We start from the raw sequence: 17472 nt of genomic DNA, 5'->3' as shown, positions 1-17472 counted from the left end.
AAAACGGGCAATTCGTTTACATCTGTCCACGGCGCTGATCAGATTCGGTCACTCCAGACCACCGAGAGGACACCATGCGTTCTTCCGCCCGTCGGCTGCTCATGCCGGGCGCCGCGTTTCTCCTGGTCGTCGGTCTTGCCACTCCGACGACGGCCGGCGCCGAACCTCCCCCACCACTCCCCACAGCCCGCGGCGCGGCCGCGGCTGGAGGGACACCTCTCGACCTCACGCTCATCACCGGCGACAAGGTCACGGTCGCGCCCGGTCCCGGCCGCGCCGTGTCGGTGCAGGCCGTCGAACGCGCTCCGCGGTCGACCGGACCGGTACGGGTCAGCGTCGAGAACGGCGACACGTTCGTCTACCCCGGCGCCGCGATGCCGTACCTGGCGACCGGGCAGCTCGACAAGCAGCTGTTCAACGTCAGCGAGCTGGTGGCCCAGGGGTACGACGACGCGCGGAGCAAGGCTCTCCCGCTGGTCGTCACCGGCTCGCCCGGCGTGGCCGCCAGGACCGCGCGCCGCTCGGCGCTGCCGGGCACGACCACCACGCTCGACCTGCCGTCGGTCGACGGCGCGGCCGTCAAGGCCGAGAAGGCGGAAGCGGCGGCGCTCTGGTCGGCGCTGACCGAGCAGAGCGGTCTGCGGGCGAAGGCGAGCACTGCCGCGGCGCCCTCGTTCGCGGCGGGGGTCGGAAAGGTCTGGCTCGACAGCAAGGCGCGGACGATGCTCGCGGACACCACCGCACAGATCGGCGCGCCAACGGCGTGGGCGGCGGGCGTGACCGGCAAGGGCGTGCGGGTCGCGGTGCTGGACTCCGGTGTAGACCTGGGGCACCCGGACCTGGCACCGCGGATCGTGGCGACCAAGAGCTTCGTGGCCGGTGAGGACGTCGTCGACCGCAACGGTCACGGCACGCACACCGCGTCGACCGTCGCCGGTACCGGCGCGGCCTCGGACGGCAAGGAGCGCGGCGTCGCACCGGACGCCGATCTCATCGTGGGCAAGGTGCTCGGCGACAGCGGCTCCGGCCCGATCTCCGGCATCATCGCCGGGATGGAGTGGGCGGCGCGGACCGAGCACGCCAAGGTGATCAACATGAGCCTGGGGACGGCGGCCTGGCACACCCAGGACGATCCGCTGAGTCGGGCCGTGAACGAGCTGAGCGCCGAGACCGGTGCCCTGTTCGTGATCGCCGCGGGCAACTCGGGGAGCAGTCCGTACAGCGTCAGCTCACCGGGCACCGCGGACTCCGCCCTGACCGTCGGCGCGGTGGACGGTTCGGACCAGCTCGCCGACTTCTCCAGCGTCGGACCGCGGCTGATGGACGACGGCCTCAAGCCAGACCTGACCGCACCCGGCGTCGACGTCCTGGCCGCGCGGTCGCAGTACACGAACGACGGCGGCGAGGGCTACTACCGGACCGACAGCGGTACGTCGATGGCGGCTCCGCACGTCGCCGGCGCGGCCGTCCTGCTCGCTGCGCAGCACCCGGACTGGACCGGGCAGCAGCTCAAGGACGCGCTGATGAGCACCAGCAAGCTGACGCCCGCGTACACGCCGTACCAGGCGGGGACCGGACGCGTCGACGTCGCGGCGGCCTCGCTGCACGGCCAGCTCATCGCCAGCGGATCGGTCGACGCCGGCCTCGTCGCGTGGTCGCCGAAGCCGACCCGGACGCCGATCACACGCCAGATCAGCTATCGCAACACCACGGACAAGCCGCTCACGCTGCAGCTGTCCACCGACCACGCCGAGATCTTCCGCCTCGCCGCGACCCAGGTAACAGTGCCCGCGAGGGGCACCGCCGCGGTCGGCTTCACGGCGGACCCGAACGGACTGGCTCCCGGCCAGTACGCCGCCCAGGTCATCGCGAGTTCGTCGACCGGCACCGTGCACACGGCCGTCGGGCTGGCCGTCGAGCCCAAGAAGTACAACCTCTCCATCCACCTGAAGGACCAGACCGGCAAGCCGGTCAGCGGCGAGGTCGAGGTCACCGGCGCCGACGGGAAGTCCACTATGTTGTGGGCAACGGATGGCGAGCTCACCAGCCGGTGGGCGCCCGGCTCGTACACGATCGTCTCGACCCTGGACGTGCCCGGCAGCAACGGCCCGCACTCGCTCGGCCTGGCCTTCCTGACCGCACCCGAGGTCGACCTGACGGCGGACCGGGACGTCGTCCTGGACGCGTCGCGGAGCCGTCCGATCAAGGTCGACACACCCAAGCCGACGACCGTCACCACAAGCAGGTTCGACCTGTTCCGGTCCTTCACCTCGGCGCAACCGACCCCCGACGACAGGGCGGCGCTGCACGAGATCTTCATGCCGCCGCCGGACTACGACAGCTTCTGGGCGCTGCCGACGAAGAACAAGGTCCGCACCGGCAGCTTCGTGCTGACCACGCGGTTCCGGGCCGAACAGACGCCGCTGACGATCAGCTACGACGGCCGCAGACTCGACGACTCGCTGCTCGTTCAGCCCGGCTCCCCGGCGTTCCGCGCCGGTACGACGCGCGTCACGGCCGTCTTCGCCGGCACCGGCACGCCCGCCGAGTACGCCGCTCTGGCCGCGCGCGGCAAGGCGGTCGTCGTCCGCAACAGCATCGACGTACCGCCCGCGGACCGGGCCGCCGCGGCGCACGCCGCCGGCGCGGCCATGCTGCTCGTGGTCAACGACGGCATCGGCCGCTACAACGACTGGTACGGCGGAGCCGACGGCCGGACCCTCGGCCCGATCCCGACCGCGTCGCTCACCCTCGACGACGGCGAGGCCCTGATCAAGAAGCTCACCACGCGCCGGACCGAGCTGACCGTCGCGGCCAACCCGGTGCCGTCGTACCTGTACGACCTGGTCGACTACCACCAGGGCAAAGTCCCGGACGACCCGTCCGCGGCCACGGACCCCGGCAGCCTCGCCAGGATCGAGAACGACTTCGCTCCCCCGAACGGGCAGCAGGTCCTGGAGAGCCGCGAGGACAGCCCGGCGTACGAGTACTTTCCGGCCGCCTTCCCGTACGCCGTCTACGGGTCGATCCGGGTACCGCGGTTCCCGGCGAAGCCCGCGGTGGGGCACCGGACGGACTGGGTGTCGGCGGGCGCGAAGTGGCAGCAGTACGCCTCGATCAACGGCTGGGCGACGTTCACGGACATCACGAGCTACCAGCCGCGCAGCGTGCAGAGCCAGCGGTGGTTCGGTCCGATCGTGCGGCCGCGGATGCTCGAGTTCGAGCTCCCGCACCGGGTCGGCAACGCGATGGGCGGCATGATCGCCGGGTTCGGTGACGGCGGGTCCGCACACAGCGGCGACTCGCTCATGACACGCAGCTTCGCGCTGTACCAGGGCGAGGAGAAGCTGGTCGGGAACGGCCCGCGTCCGGACTTCGGCGTGGGCGACCTGGCGCCGGAGAAGCGGCCGTACCGGTTGGTGGCCGACACCGTCGGGAACGCCGAGCTGACGCCGTACTCGACGAGCACGCACACCGAGTGGACCTTCACTTCCGGGGAGGCGGAGAACCAGCCGCTGCCGCTGGCCCAGCTCGACTACGGCGTGGACGTCGATGCGTCAGGGCGGGCGAAGCGGAACTCGGTCTTCGCCGTCAAGCCGGTGGTGCTGGGCAGTAGTGCCCGGCAGGACGCGGTGGTCTCGGTCGGGCTGGAGGTCTCGTACGACGACGGGGCGACTTGGCAACGACTGCAGCTGAAGGAGAGCAAGGGCAGCTGGGAGGCGCACCTGCAGGCGCCGCCGCGGGCCGGGCAGGTGTCGGTGCGCGTCACGGCCAAGCAGCGCAACGGCGGCGGCATCAGCCAGACGATCGTCCGGGCCTTCGGGCTCAGATAATGCAGGCGGGCGGCCGGCGGACGCCGGCCGCCGCCTCGTTCGGTTATGGGACAAGTTGCTGGTGGCAACGTTCAGTTGGTCTGGGTGACGGCCTGCAGCTGGGGCAGTAGGAGGGCCGCCTGCTTTGCCCGGGCGGAGGTGCCGAGCATCTCGCGGGCCAGGAGGACCAGAGAGATCGGGAACATCACGATCGCTACCAGGATCACGAAGATCGCGGCGAGGCTGTCCAGGGCCGAGTCGTTGCTGCGGGCGTCGCCGCTACTCGGTGAGGAGAAGTTCAAGCTGTCGCGCTTGCCCGTCTCGAGCAGACACCGCAATTTCGGCTTGTACGGGCGCACCGTCGCCTTGCTTCCGTCGGCGAACCGGAGCCTGATGCGGCTGCGGATGAACACGCCGCGGGCCACCTTCGTCACCGGGGACAGTTGACGCCATGGACGGTCGGAGCGCTCGAGAACCGAGACACCGCCTTCGTTGACCTGCAGTCCAGTGACGGTCTTCTTCATCAGGACCATCGTCACGCCCGCGGGTAGCGGCGCCTCGCACGCGGCGCGAATCTCTTCGACCGTGTATTGCGGCAACGGGTCAGCCTGCTGCTTCGCCACGATGTCCCCCCGGAGGCCATGATCGATCCGTCCCGGAAGACTAGCGCCTGTCCACCGGCCACTCGGTGATCTGAGTCGCGCCGCCGCACTGGTGTCGTTCGCATGCGCGGCGACGGCTCGTCCCCGTGTCTCAGCCGCTCGGGTGTTGCGTGACGCTGTCTGCGGGACCGGCCCTGGTTGTTCGGGTGGTCGTGGTGGCGAAGATTTGCTTCGTGGGTTGTGATGCCTTCCCAGTGGCTTGGTGCGGGGGCACCATGGGGAGGAGTTCGGGGCGGCTGGTTTGTTGTGGGGGTGGGGGATGGTTTGTCATGCCTTCTTGGGGTTGGGGCGGTCGTGAGTCCGAGTGCGGCGGGGACGCCGCGTGGGATTCCGGGGCCTGATGCGCTGTCGGGGATGGCGTTGTTCGCTGCTGCATTTCAGCGGGCGGACCTTGATCCTCAGACCAAGGCGCGGGTTCTCAAAGCGCTCGGGGACACGATCCCGCTGGCGCCTCGTGGGCCCGGGGCCGCAGCGGCCGACAGGTCTGTCACGCCGGACATCCTGAAGGCGTTGATTCCGACGGCGGCCATCGTGGCTTCTGGGCTCGACCCAGCGAAGCTGACGCCACCGATTCCCGCCGTGTACTGGGAGGAAGACGGGAACGAGCTCCTGGTGAAGATCGCCGAGGTACGGGCGGACCTCCGCACCGGCGCGGTCGTCGTGACGATCCCGGTCTCGTGCGATCAAACCGGCGACGCGGAGGTCACCGTCTCGTTCATCACCGGTACGCCGGACCGGCCGGCGGGCGGGATCGCGACGTCGGAGGACCATCCGCGTGGACCGGCGCCCATCGTCGAGAACTGGGCCGAGCAGCTGATCGCACTGGCCTGGCACACCCTGGTGATAGCGACCGGGTCGCTGAGCCATGGCGGCGGCAACGACCGGTCAGGGCGGGAGCTTGTCACCGCGGGGTTCTCGGTGACCGCCGACGGACTCGCCGTGACACCGATCGGACGCCACACGTTCCTCGCCTCCCGGACGACCCCGTGACCGGCTTGCCGACACTGGATCCGGAGATCGCCGACCTGGGGCTGGCGATCGGCCTTCTGGCCCAGGGCGACAGCGGTGTCGAGCTCGACAGCGACTGGTTCGGTGATCCGGCCGCGCTACTCAGCGGCGTACTCGCGGACGACGGCCGCAGAGCCGCGATGGTGCGTTTCGCCGAGGCCGTACTCGCCGCGGGCGAACACAACGAGAGCGGCGGAGTGACGCTGCTGCACCTGTTCGACCTGCGAACGCTCGCTCCTGGCACCGACTTGCCCGACTTGACCATCAAGGTCTCGCTTGACGCGAATCCTGCGGACTACATCGAGATCGGCCTGGCCGTCTTCTTCAGCACCGAAGATCCGGCGACCACGACCGACGTGCGCATCCCGCTGTATCGCGCAGCCAAAGCCGGAAGATCGGTGGCGCAACCGTTCGCCTTGCTGGCGGGCGGCTTGGTCCATCTGTCGACGGACCTCACCCTCTCGTCGCAACAGCCGGCCGTCGACGAGTTCGGGCTCGCCGGCGTCAGCATCGGACTGGACACCGCGCTCACTGCGGGCGCAACGCCGCAGTTCCAGTTGGTCCTGAAGGACTTGCATCTGCCTGGCGCTGCCACCAGCCAAGACCTGACCATCGGCGGGGCGGGGCAGGATCTGGAGCAGACACTGCTGTCGCTCGTACTCGGTCTGGTCCGGCAGAGCGCCGACAGTCTCGCCGGTCCGGCCGGCGCGGATGTCCAAGCCGCTTTGAGCCTGCTCGGACTTGGAGCCGCGGCCGGCATCCCGCCATTGCCCGTGGCCGAACTGCTGAGTCAGGGTCCGAGCAGGCTGCGCGACTGGTTCACAGCCATCATGGGCTCGCCGACCGCACGAGACGCCTGGCTCGCTGTCCTCGCTGAGCTGCTGCACGGATCGCTGTCGTCCGGTCTCGTCAAGATCCCGATTCCCGGCGGTCGAGCCACCGCTGAGCTCGAGTTCGCCGCACAGACCGGGCCGAGTGGCCATTTGGTCGTCACTCCACGGCTCACCGTGCGCCTGTCGACCGACGTCGCCGGCGCCGTCCGGCTCGGCGCTGAAGCAACGGCCGACCTCTTCACCATCGACACCGCCAACGCAGCGATGCAAGTCCTTCCGAACGCCGAGATCGCCGTGACCGCAACCGGCGCCGGGGTGAAACTCGTCGACACCAACAACTTCGCGGTCGGCGCAGTACGGCTCGGCCTGACTCTGGACCACGGCGTACCGCGCGCACTTGTGCAACTGCTGGATGTCGATCTCGACGGCCATCCCTATGAGCAGTTGGACCTCTCCAACCCGGACGCCGTCGTCGCCGCTGCCGGCCAGGTCGCGGCCACGTTGCTCGCGGATGCCCTGGATGCGCTCGGCGGTGCCGGCGCGGAGCTCAAAGGTCTGCTGGGACTGGTTCCGACCGGTGCGATGCCGGCGCTGAACGGCGTCGACCTGCTCAGCAATCCGCTCGGCGCCCTCGCGCAGTGGTGGCGTGAACTGCTCACTGTTCATCCGAGCGAGGTGCCTGCCGTCCTGACCCGGTTGCGCAACCTCGTGGCCGGTCCTGCCCAGATCACCGAGGCGATCTCGGTGGTCGACGCCGCCGTCGGACCGTGGTCTGTACCGATCATCGACCACCTCCGGCTTGATCTCGCGCTGGTCGACGGCGTCCTCGTGGTCGAGCCTGTCGTCTCGCTGCTCGTCGACGACCTCGGCGGCGGATGCACCGAGGTGCGAACCGAGGTACGGGTTCGGCTCGCGGCGCTCGACCTGGCCGGCCCTCGGGCCACTTTCCCGTTGCAGATCGACCTGACCGTGAAGCTCCGGGCCAGCGGCGGGACCGAGGCTCGACTGGCACTCGGGCCGGTGGCCATCGCCGCGGACTTCATCGGTCTCCAGGCCGGTTGGAGCCCGGACCATGGCCTCGCCGTCCAGTTGCTCGCGCCGGGTCTGGCGATCGACACCGGAGTCGACCGGATCCCGCTCGTCCTGCCGACAGTTGATGCCGCGGGACATATCGACGTACCGGCCGAAGCGTGGAACTCGGTGGAAGCGCTGTTCGGCGTACTCGCCGCGAACGCGCCGCTGGGTTGGTTCTCCGACCTCGTCGACCTCACCGGCTGGACCTTGTCGGGCGGGCTGACCGGTCCGCGGCTGTCGCTGCAGTCGCTCGTCGCCGCGCCAGGTCCCACACTCACGGCCTGGCTGCGCGCGCTGGTGACCGACGCCGACCTGTTGGGGAGTCTGACCTCGACCATCGCTCATCTGCTCGGTGGGAGTCTCGACGGCTTGGCGGGATCGTTCAGCGGCTCCGGTACGCCGGTTGACCCTTGGCTCGCGGCGCTTACGCCAACCGGGACCGGACCAGCTCTGTCGGTCTGGATGGCTCCACACGGACCGGTACTCGCAGCCTCGGTGGCCGGTCAGGCGTTGACCGGTTGGCGTCCTGGCATGCCCGGTCTACCGCCGGACGGCCTGGCCCAGGCGCTCTTCGACGAAGCTCGTGCCGGTGCCGACGTCGCTGCCCTCGCGGCCGGACGGGACGGGATCGCCGTCGGGCTCGCGGCCCTCGTAGGTCGCTGGGTCGGTACCGACGGGCTGGTCGCGCCGCCACCCGATCCGATCGAGGCGCTGACCGTCGTACGGTGTCCCGACCTGGATCACACCGGCCTGGCCTCACTCCAACTGGACACGCTGGTGAACGGCGGTCTCCCTGCCAACGCCGTGGTCGTCCGCGTTGCCATCACCTCAGCGAGCGACCCGGCTTGGACGACTTCGGCCGGACGACTGCTCGACCTGACAACCCCTGGAGTCGCACCCGCCTCGTTCACGGTGGCCGCTCCGGCGACAGGTGACTGGGTCGTCGCCCTCGCACCGCGAGCGGACGCGACTCTCGGCGGAGTGGACGACCCAACAGGTCTGGTCGGCCAGGCACAGCGTCTCGAGAATGTACTGCGGAGTCTCGCGACCGCCGGGCCCGTGGTACTGGTCGCACTCGGCGGTGCCGGACACGCCGCACGAATGGCTGCCGACGCAGTGGCCGGTGTCACCCACCTGATCACCCTGGGTACGCCGTGGAGCCCGGTCACCTTCGATTCGGCGCGAACCGGAGTACCTGCCGATGCCGTGCGGCTGTTGCGCGCACTGCTACCGCCGCCGGATCCGGCCGAGCACGACGATGCCGATCTCGCGCTCGGACGGCAGCTCGTCGACGGCTTCATGGCTGCTGCTCGCGGGGTCCCGTTCGTGACCGATCTCGAAGCACCGCGGCCTCAGCTTCCCGTCCGTACCGGCCTGTCCGCCGTTGCCGTCTTCGGCGTACTCGAAGATGCCGCCGTGGCACGTGCGCTGACCGCGGTGTTCGCGGCCGGACTGTCGGGCAGAGCTCAGGCTCGGGTCGCCGAAGCAAACGCGTTGCCGGAATCGACCAGGGCGGCTCTGCGGGTGCCATTCGACCTGCTCCTGCCGCCGGGAGGCCATGGCGTAACCGTCACCGGCGCCGTTTCCCTGACTCTCGGCGAGGTCTCGGCAGCGAGCGCAGGCCTGGTTCTCGAACTCACTGTCGCCGATACGGACGGGTGGCTGATCGGCGGACCGGGCGTCGTACCGAGCGGCGGTGCACTTCCGCTCGAACTTCGCCGGCTGAGCGCTCGCATCGAGATCGCGTTGCATGGCGGCGAATCGTCCGCACAGCTCACCTTGCAGGAGGGCTCTGCCCTCGGCGCCGACTTCTCGGCCTTGCTCGCCGCACCACCCGGGCTGGCGACCGGAGAGCTGGAAACCAAGCCGATCCTGCCCGAGGCGCAGGCACTTGTCGCAGCGGTGACAGCGAAACTCGCGGCCGTGCCGACCGGTCCGGCCCAACTGCTTTCGTCGTTGTTCAGCGCGCTGGCGATTACTCAACCCGGCGGGGCGCTCGTCCCCGACGCCCTCCTGCATCTCCTGCATGATCCGCGCGGGCATGTGGCCGCATTGGCCGCGCAGGCGACCAGCCGGACAGCCTTGCTGGACGCCCTCGCCGCCATCGTTCCCGGAATGACTGTGACCGGTGACAGCGTTCGGGTTGCGTCCGGCCCCGTCACCGTCGCAGCCGATCTCGCCGCGCGCACCGTCGGCTTCACCGCGGCGGCGAACGACGGTCTCCTTGCCTGTCACGCGACCGTCGACTTCGACAGCTCCGGCCGCCCGACGGCGGCATTCGGCCTGGGCGATCCGGTCGCTGATGCCTTCGCGTTGTCGATCGAGACCGCTCCGCTGCGGGTCCAGCTGCTCCGGCCCCCCGGCGTACCGCCGATAGCTCTCTTGCCGACGCTCGATCTGGATGGTCTTGCCAAGCTCGCCATGACTGCGGTTCCCGCCGAGGCCACCCGGATCCTGCTCGAGGGACTGCGACGGATCGATCGCCGGGTCGGCCTGGTGCTCGAGGCGCTCACCGACGCACTCGGCATGCTGAAAGCCGCTGACGCGCAGGGTTTCCGGGCGATGTCGTCGCCGGTCGGACTGTTCGAGGATCCGGCCCGCTGGTTCCGGGAGGCCGGGAAGCTCTCGGTCGTGTCCGGCGGCCCGCTCGACGCCGACAAAGTCATCAACCTGTTCGAGTCGCTGAAGCCCTTCCTCGGCTTTGTGGCAAGCCCTCGCGGTCAGTGGCCGATCGTCAACGGCGTCACGGTGACCGCCACGCCAGGATCATCGGGTCCGGTGCTCTCCCTCGCCGTAGATGTCACGTCGTGGCTGGCCTTGCCTGCCTCGGTCGCGGCCGGCTTCACCGCCGGCCTGACCTTGTCAGGGACCTCCCCCAGCCCGAGCATCGAGGTGTACTTCGGGGTGCCGGACGGTCCAGCCGGTACGACGACCCCGCAGCATCGCCGGGCCGCGCATCTGCTGGTCGGCGGCGGCGCCCTACGGCTGATCCTTCGCCCGGCGACGGGCGCCGACGTCGAGCTCTACCCGAACACAGCGGGACTCGGGGCACTGCTCCAGACCGGTGTCGTCGAGGTACTGCCCCGAGCTCTCACCGAGTTGGCCGCGCTCTCGGGAGACGCCGTACGGACCGAGATCGGCGAGCTGGTCGGAGCGATGGGTCGCGGCCTGGCTCTCGCCGCAGGAACTCCTGCTGTCTTCGACTCGACTGCGTTGAAGGCGTTGGCCGCTGACCCGCCCGCCTACCTTCGTGCCCGTCTCGCTTCGCTTCTCACCGAGAGCGTTGCCGCGCTCGATCCGCTGCTCGTGCGGCTGCTGGACCTGCCCGCGGGCGAGCATGCAGCCGTACTGTCCGGTGCCGGCGTACTGACCGTTGACATCGGCGCCGCGCGAGCGGTCATCCATGCGAACCCGCTGGCGGTCTCGGTGTCGGCGAGCGTGACCGGCCTGCCCGTCATCGACGCCGTCGACCTCACGATGGACCTCGACGCCACCGGCTTGACCGGGTGGTCGGCCGGCGTCGGCCCGGCGACCATCGACCTGGACGGACCGATCGTACGGCCGTTCGTGCGGGCCGGCTCGGACGCCGGATCCGGCTGGGAGATCCAGGTCGGGCTCGGGCTCGACGCGCTGTCCCCGACCACCGCCGGTCATCGGGAACTCGCGGGGCGCTGGCGGCAAGCGGACGGTCTGAGCGTTCTCGTCAGCACTCGGACGAATACAGGTGACGTTGCGCAGGACACCAACGCCACAGCGGTCGCGCTCGCCGCGATCAGTGCCGTGCTGGACCTGGTCGGCGGATGGGTACTCGGCGTCCAAGAGATCCAGGACCTTCTCGACAAGGCCGTCGGCACCGGCGGCCTGAAGGTCAAGGACGTCCTGGAGGGCTCGATCCTCACCGACGACGTCCCGCCGCGGCTGCTGCCCGACGTGCTGTCCGGCTGGCCGGGAAAGCTGCTGACGCTGGCCGACGAGTTCGCCACGGCAGCTCCCAAGGTCACCGTGGGTCAGTTCGAGTTCGGAGCCGCGAACACCGACGGCGTGCTCGGGGTATCGCTGTCAACGTCCGACCAGGCGGGAATCGACCTCACCCCCGACGGCGAGCTGAGCCTGCGTCTCGTGGTGGATGCGTCGTGGATCGAGCCGCCCACCGGCCCGCGCCCCTCTCCCGGCATCGTGCTCGACCTGCTGCGCGTCAACGGGGCCGGCATCGAACCTGCACCGGGGATCGCGATCAACGGGGTCGGTCTTCGTCTCGGCAAGTCGACCGGGCCGCTGGTGGATGCCGGGTTGAAGCTGGAAACCGTCGCGCTGCATCTGTTCGGCAGCATCGTTCTGGGCGGTGGCGGTGTGCCGGATCTGGCCGGCGGCGTACACGTCGAGCTCGGCGGGCTTGCCGTTCCGCTCGGGTCCGGAGGCGGCGAGAACGCCGTCGCGAAAGGGATCATGCGGGACGCGGGCGGCAGCGGCGCGCCACCGCGGCCGGCGTTCAGCCCGGCCCTCGCGGTCCAGGACCACGGCACTGGCGTAGCAATCACCTTGCAGGCAGGTCAGGGCGACGGTCCGTGGTTCCTGCCGATCCAGCGCGCGTTCGGGCCCGTGTACCTCGAACAGGTCGGCCTCGGGGTCGCGTACCGGCAGAACCTCACCCCGCGGCAACTGGAGATGGTGAGCCTCTACCTCGACGGACAGGTGTCGCTGCTCGGTCTGACCGCGGCGGTCGAGAAGCTGCGGCTGAGCTACCACGTCTCCCGGCCACTGTTCTCTCCGACGTCGTGGGAGGTCGACGTCGACGGTTTCGCGATCGCAGCCAGCTTCGGCCCGTTGACCCTGGCCGGCGGTTTGGTGAAGTTCCCGCTCGATGCCCCGCTCAGCGGCGTCGAGTACCTCGGGATGCTCCAGATCGGCTACGGCACCTACCGGGTCGACATGTTCGGCGGCTACGCCCACCCGACCGCGCCCGGCGGCGAGGAGTTCGCCTCGTTCTTCGCCTTCGGGGTCCTGCATGCCCCGATCGGCGGCCCGCCGGCGTTCTTCGTGACCGGCATCGCCGTCGGCTTCGGCATCAACCGCGCCCTGCACACGCCGACGATCGACGAGATCGGCACCCATCCGTTCATGCAGGCGCTCCGTGCGTTCGGGCCGCCGCCCGAGCCGATGCGCCAACTCCAGGACATGCGCGCGATCGTGCCTGCGGCCCGGGGCGAGTACTGGGTCGCGGCCGGACTCAGCTTTACCAGCTTCGTCCTGGTCACCGGAGAGATTCTTGTGACGGTCCAGTTCGGCGACGGCCTCGAGATCGCCGTCCTCGGACTCGCCCGCGCGCTGCTCCCGACGCCGGTGCTCACGCTGGTCTCGATCGAGCTCGCGCTGCTCGCGAGGTTCTCGACCAAGGAAGGGCTCCTCCTGGTCCAGGCCCAGCTCACCGAGAACTCTTGGCTGCTCGACAAGTCCGTCCGGCTCACGGGTGGATTCGCGTTCGAGACCTGGTGGAAGGGCCCGAACGCCGGGCAGTTCGTGATCACCGTCGGCGGGTACCATCCGCGGTTCCATCACGACGGCTATCCCGAGGTGCCCCGGGTCGGCCTGCGTTGGCAGCCGAACGGCAACATCAAGGTCGAAGGCGGCGTGTACTTCGCGTTGTGCTCCGAGGCCATCATGGCCGGAGCCAGCATGCACGTCGCCGCTCACCTGGGACCGGCGCACGCGTCCCTGGACTTCGGCGGCGACGGCATCGTCTTCTTCGACCCGTTCTTCTTCGACATCGACGTGTACGCCGAAGCCCGGGTCGGCATCACCATCTGGCTGCTGTTCGGCAGCATCGACATCGACGTGTCGCTCGGCTTCGACGTCAACGTGTCCGGGCCGCCGATCCACGTCGAAGGACACTTCTCGATCTGCGGGGTGGGTATCCCGTTCTCGTTCGGCGACCGGGCCGACCCGGCCGAGCGGGCCCTGTCGGCCGGCGACTTCGCCCAGAAGTACCTTCGCGGCGAGAAGGACGCCCAGGTCGTGCAGGCAGCCGTCATCCGCGGCGCGCTGACAGCCGGAACGTCCGGTACGCCGAACTCGGGCGGTGTCGCCAAGCCGCCCGACGGAAGCGCCGACTTGCCGTTCCGCGTCGTACCCGAGTTCCAGATGACGTTCGTGACCACGGTCCCGAGTCAGCAGGTCGCCCTCACCTCCGCCGCCGGATCGCACGCCGAGACCGTGGCCACACCTGGCCTCGGCGTCGCCCCGATGTACGCCGCGACGATGAACTCGACACTCACGGTCAAGGTGACGTCGGACGTGAACCAGGCATTCAGCCTGGACGCTGTCCGGCTGACCCTGCGACCGGCAGCCCAGTTCCCGAAGGGCGTCTGGGGTCCGGCGCAGAACCCGGACGCGAAGACCATTCCCGCCGGCGACACCGTCAACGGGTGCGACGGATTCACCGTCGACACTCGGCTGCCCGACAGCCTGTTCACCGGCGCGAAGCCGATCAACTATCACCAGGTCGAACTGCCGCTGGCCGGGCGGAAACCGCTCCCGTTCATCACCAACCGCGGGCAGACCGACGGCCGGGTCGCGGAAGCGAAGGCGCTGAAGGACGCCGCGAAGGTCCTGGTGGCCGGCAGTCCGGGCGCCGATCAGCGGTTCGTCCGCGCCGCCCTCGTACTCGATGCCGCAGGCAACGGACGGACGACGGTCGCCGCGCTGCGCGGTGAACGCGCGGCGGCGCCGACGTTCGGCTCGCTCGCCGACGATCTCGTCGACAGCCCGGACGCGGTGTCCACGGAAGTGACCGCAGTCGTCGACCGCTCCCCCACGCCGCCGCGCCGGGTGCCACCGATGGTGAAGAGCGTGCTCGGCGTCCCGATGACGTTGACGCTCGACCGGCCGGTAAGGACCACGGTGCGGGACCGCGGCACCGCCGTACCGTTGGCTGCACCGCGCCTCGCGACCGTTCAGGCCGCGTCAGTGGGCCAGACCCAGATGGCGCTTCACCTCATCCCGCGGCGGGCGCAGGCTGCCGGACCGACCCTCTCGGCCGTCGGCGTGACACCGCTGACGCGGCTCGCGTCGGAGGCGGTCGGCGCCGTCGCCAACGCGGCGCCTACGCCCGCTGCGCAGCAGCGCCTTGCCGCGATGTCGGCGGGTCTCGTCGCTGGACTGCCGAAGACAGGCAAGAGCACCAAGGGCGGAGCGATCCTGCATGACGGTGAGCTTGCGGTGGTGACGATCGCGAATCGGCCGACGGGTAAGCACCCCGACGTCCTGAGTGTGACGGGCGGAGTGCTGACCCGGGTCCTGTGCCTCGCCGCCGGTGGCCAGGTGCTCGACGATCGCATTGTCGGGTCGGAAGGGCCCCGGATCGACGTCGAGTTGCCGATGGCAACAGAACGGGTCATTGTCGTCGGACTCGGACAGTCGGCCGCACTGGGCGGCTCCTTCGCGGGCTGGTACGCCGGACAGTCGCTGCCTGCTCTGGGCTGGGGAGCCGCACTCGGCGACGGCGTGGTCGTCACAGCTCAGGGCAGCAGAGTGCCCGGCAACCGTGAGCGAGGCGACGGCGGCTGGGTCAGCGGACGGGAACTGGCAACCGCGGCCCGCGTGGTCACCGCTTTCACCGACCCGGTCGGCGCAGTCGCAGTCGTCATCGACGACCAGGTCGGCGGCGACGCGGCGGCCGAGGTGTCGATCAACCTGGCCGACGCGGTCCGGTCGCTTGACGCAACCGGTACGCCGCAGCCGCCGCGGGTCCTCGTTGACGGAGTGCGGACGATCCTGATCTACGCGGTCGAGACCGAGGGCCCGAATCCACGGGTCTCGGTCGAGGGCTGCGGCACGGGACAGCTCGCCGGAGTACTAGGGACGTCTGTCGATGCGGTCGCGATGGCCGAATCGCTGGCCAGGTCCGGGATCGCCGCGGCGGTGCGGCAACCGCTGGTCGGCGGGCCCGGCGATCGGCAGGTCAGCATCGCTCTCGGCGACGATACCGCCGACGACAAGCCCAGCAAGACCGCCAAGAAGGTCACCAAGAAGGTTGCGAAGAAGGCCGTCAAGAAGGCTGCGAAGAAGCCTGCGAAGAAAGCCGCGAAGAAGGGGGCACGCCGGTGACGACTCCGGGCTTTTTCGAGCTGTACCCGAGTGCGCGTCCTGCCTTACCGGCCGGCGCCTACACCGCGACGGGCTCGCAGCAGGTGATCGCTCAGACTCCCCACGACGGCCCGGCGACCGTGCCGATCGACGACACCGCCTTCCATCTGGTCGTCGACGCCCCGCGCTACAAGCTGCCGCCGGACCAGATCCTGTCGACGTTCCCGCCGGCCGGGACCGAGGGAGACTGGCGCGAGCGACTGCCCCAGATCGTCATCAAGCGACGCACGCTGCCGTGGGAACGCAACCCCGCCCCAGGCAGCCCGGCCGGGCAACAGCCCCCGTGGCTCGCGCTCGTCGTACTCGCGGACGGCGAAGGGACGTTGTCGCCGGACGTCGATCCTTCGCGGTGTGTGTCGGCCGGCATCGACCTGGGCCCGGAGGCCGACGTACCGAAGGCGAAGTATCTCGAGGTCGGGCAGGACATCGTCGACAAGGTGTTCCCCTGCCGCGACGAGCTCGACCTGCTGTGCCATGTCCGCAAGGTGGATCTGCGCGACACCGAACTCGCCCTCGGCGACGACGACGGTTTCCTCGCGGTGGTGCTGTCCAGCCGGCTGCCGCAACCGGCCGCGCCCGCGAGCGCGGGGGCGGAGGCCAAGCCGCTCAAATACACGGCGTACCTGATCAATCTCGAGCGCCAGCTCGACGTCCTGCTGCCGACCGAACCCGCGCCGTCGCACTCCTTCAACGCCACCCTCACCACCGACCTCATCGACCAGCAACTGCTCGCGCCCGCTCCGGATGCCACCATCGACCAGATCGCCATGACGCTCGGGCCGGCGCTGCAGATCCAGGGCAAGGGCGTGGCGAAGGCAGTCGAGTCCGGCAGCCTCGTGCCCTTCAGTACGGCGCAGGGCATCGAGAGCAAAGCCGGCGCGTGGGCCATCGGCCCGGTCGTCAACGGTGTCGCCGGGTCGGCCGACTTCCAGACCGCGAGCGCGTACAAGGCCGGCGTCAACGCCGGGTTCGCCGAGGTGCTCGTCCGGAAGCTGCGATTCCCGGTGCTGGTTTCCTGGGAGTTCACCTGTACCGGCGAGGGCGGCTTCGAGCGGTTGATGAACAACCTGGACGTGGGGCTGCTCGGCACCGTGGACGAAACGACCGCGCCCCCGAATCTGGAGGTCGCGGCGACCGGGCACATCTCCCTCGCCCATCGCACCCGACGCGGCGAAGCAAGTCGTTCCTGGTACCGCGGTCCGCTCACGCCGCAGCCGACCGTGCGTGCCGAAGCCGTGCAGGGCGTCCTTCCTCTCGCCCACACCGGCGACCAGCTGCGGAAGGTGGTGCCGGACGGCCGGGAGGACATCTCGCTCGCGGCGCTGTTCGAGATCGGCCGGTTGCTGACGCTGAACAAGCCGACCCTGGTCGCGCAGTTGATGCAGTGGCGCCGCGAGCTGTTCGGCGCCGCGCGGGCCCGCGAACTCGCCGACGCGTTGGCAAGCTCGGTCGTGACCGGACTCGGCCTCGGCGCTGCGAGCGGCCGCAACGCGCTCGAAGACCTCGTGCGTACCGTCGTCGTCGATGCCTTCGTCACCCTGCCGGCCGATGCTCTCGGCCCATCGGCCCCCGCCGTCACGGCCGCGCGGATGCCGGCCGAGCTCCTGCAGCTCCAGACGTCCGACGTACTGGCCGGCCTCGGCCTCGATGCCGACCGGCTGATGGCGATCACCAAGGCCTACGGCGTCGACGGCCTCGCAACCGTGCCGGTGCAGACACAGGAGGCACCGACGATCCCGGCGGCCGGCGACAAGGCCTCCCTGCTGGCGTTGAACAACACCCTCGGCCTCCGGGTCGACGATCTGGTGATGAGTGCGTTGAAGGCGACCGAGGCGCCGCCGCACGGCCAGAAGCCCCGGCGCGGCCGGAAGAAGGACACGCTCGACCGGTTGATCGGCGAAGCCGCTGCCCGGGCGCGGATCAACGGGCCGGAGGACTGAC

The 17472-nt window shown here is 69.9% G+C and carries 5 protein-coding genes; 4 read left to right on the top strand and 1 reads right to left on the bottom strand.

Going from position 1 to position 17472, the window contains the following annotated elements:
* Nucleotides 1-74 precede the first annotated feature (74 nt).
* Complete coding sequence (locus EV645_RS32090) at nt 75-3833, top strand: S8 family serine peptidase (protein ID WP_198681991.1); 3759 nt, start codon at nt 75-77, stop codon at nt 3831-3833.
* A 71-nt stretch (nt 3834-3904) separates the two neighbouring features.
* Here EV645_RS32090 and EV645_RS32085 read toward each other — a convergent pair whose 3' ends face one another.
* On the bottom strand, nt 3905-4435 hold the full coding sequence (locus EV645_RS32085) for a hypothetical protein (RefSeq protein ID WP_130447783.1): 531 nt from the start codon (nt 4433-4435) through the stop codon (nt 3905-3907).
* A 333-nt stretch (nt 4436-4768) separates the two neighbouring features.
* Between EV645_RS32085 and EV645_RS32080 the strand changes: the two genes are divergently transcribed.
* The 3 genes from EV645_RS32080 to EV645_RS32070 are packed head-to-tail and all read left to right on the top strand — an operon-like array spanning nt 4769 to nt 17471.
* Complete coding sequence (locus tag EV645_RS32080) at nt 4769-5464, top strand: hypothetical protein (protein ID WP_130447782.1); 696 nt, start codon at nt 4769-4771, stop codon at nt 5462-5464.
* Nucleotides 5461-15492, top strand: coding sequence for a DUF6603 domain-containing protein (locus EV645_RS32075; RefSeq protein ID WP_130447781.1), 10032 nt, complete (start codon nt 5461-5463; stop codon nt 15490-15492). The genes EV645_RS32080 and EV645_RS32075 overlap by 4 nt, the downstream gene beginning before the upstream one ends.
* Complete coding sequence (locus tag EV645_RS32070; protein ID WP_130447780.1) at nt 15489-17471, top strand: hypothetical protein; 1983 nt, start codon at nt 15489-15491, stop codon at nt 17469-17471. Before EV645_RS32075 ends, EV645_RS32070 begins: the two co-directional genes overlap by 4 nt.
* The last annotated feature ends 1 nt before the right edge of the window (nt 17472 follow it).

The sequence above is a fragment of the Kribbella rubisoli genome (assembly GCF_004217145.1).
GTDB lineage: Bacteria > Actinomycetota > Actinomycetes > Propionibacteriales > Kribbellaceae > Kribbella > Kribbella rubisoli.
The sequence above is the reverse complement of the archived record's forward strand: the minus strand, read 5'-3'. Positions and strand labels throughout refer to the sequence as shown.

Excerpts from the sequence above, each read along its gene's own strand:
- EV645_RS32090 (WP_198681991.1), top strand. The coding sequence starts at position 75 with ATGCGTTCTTCCGCCCGTCGGCTGCTCATGCCGGGCGCCGCGTTTCTC.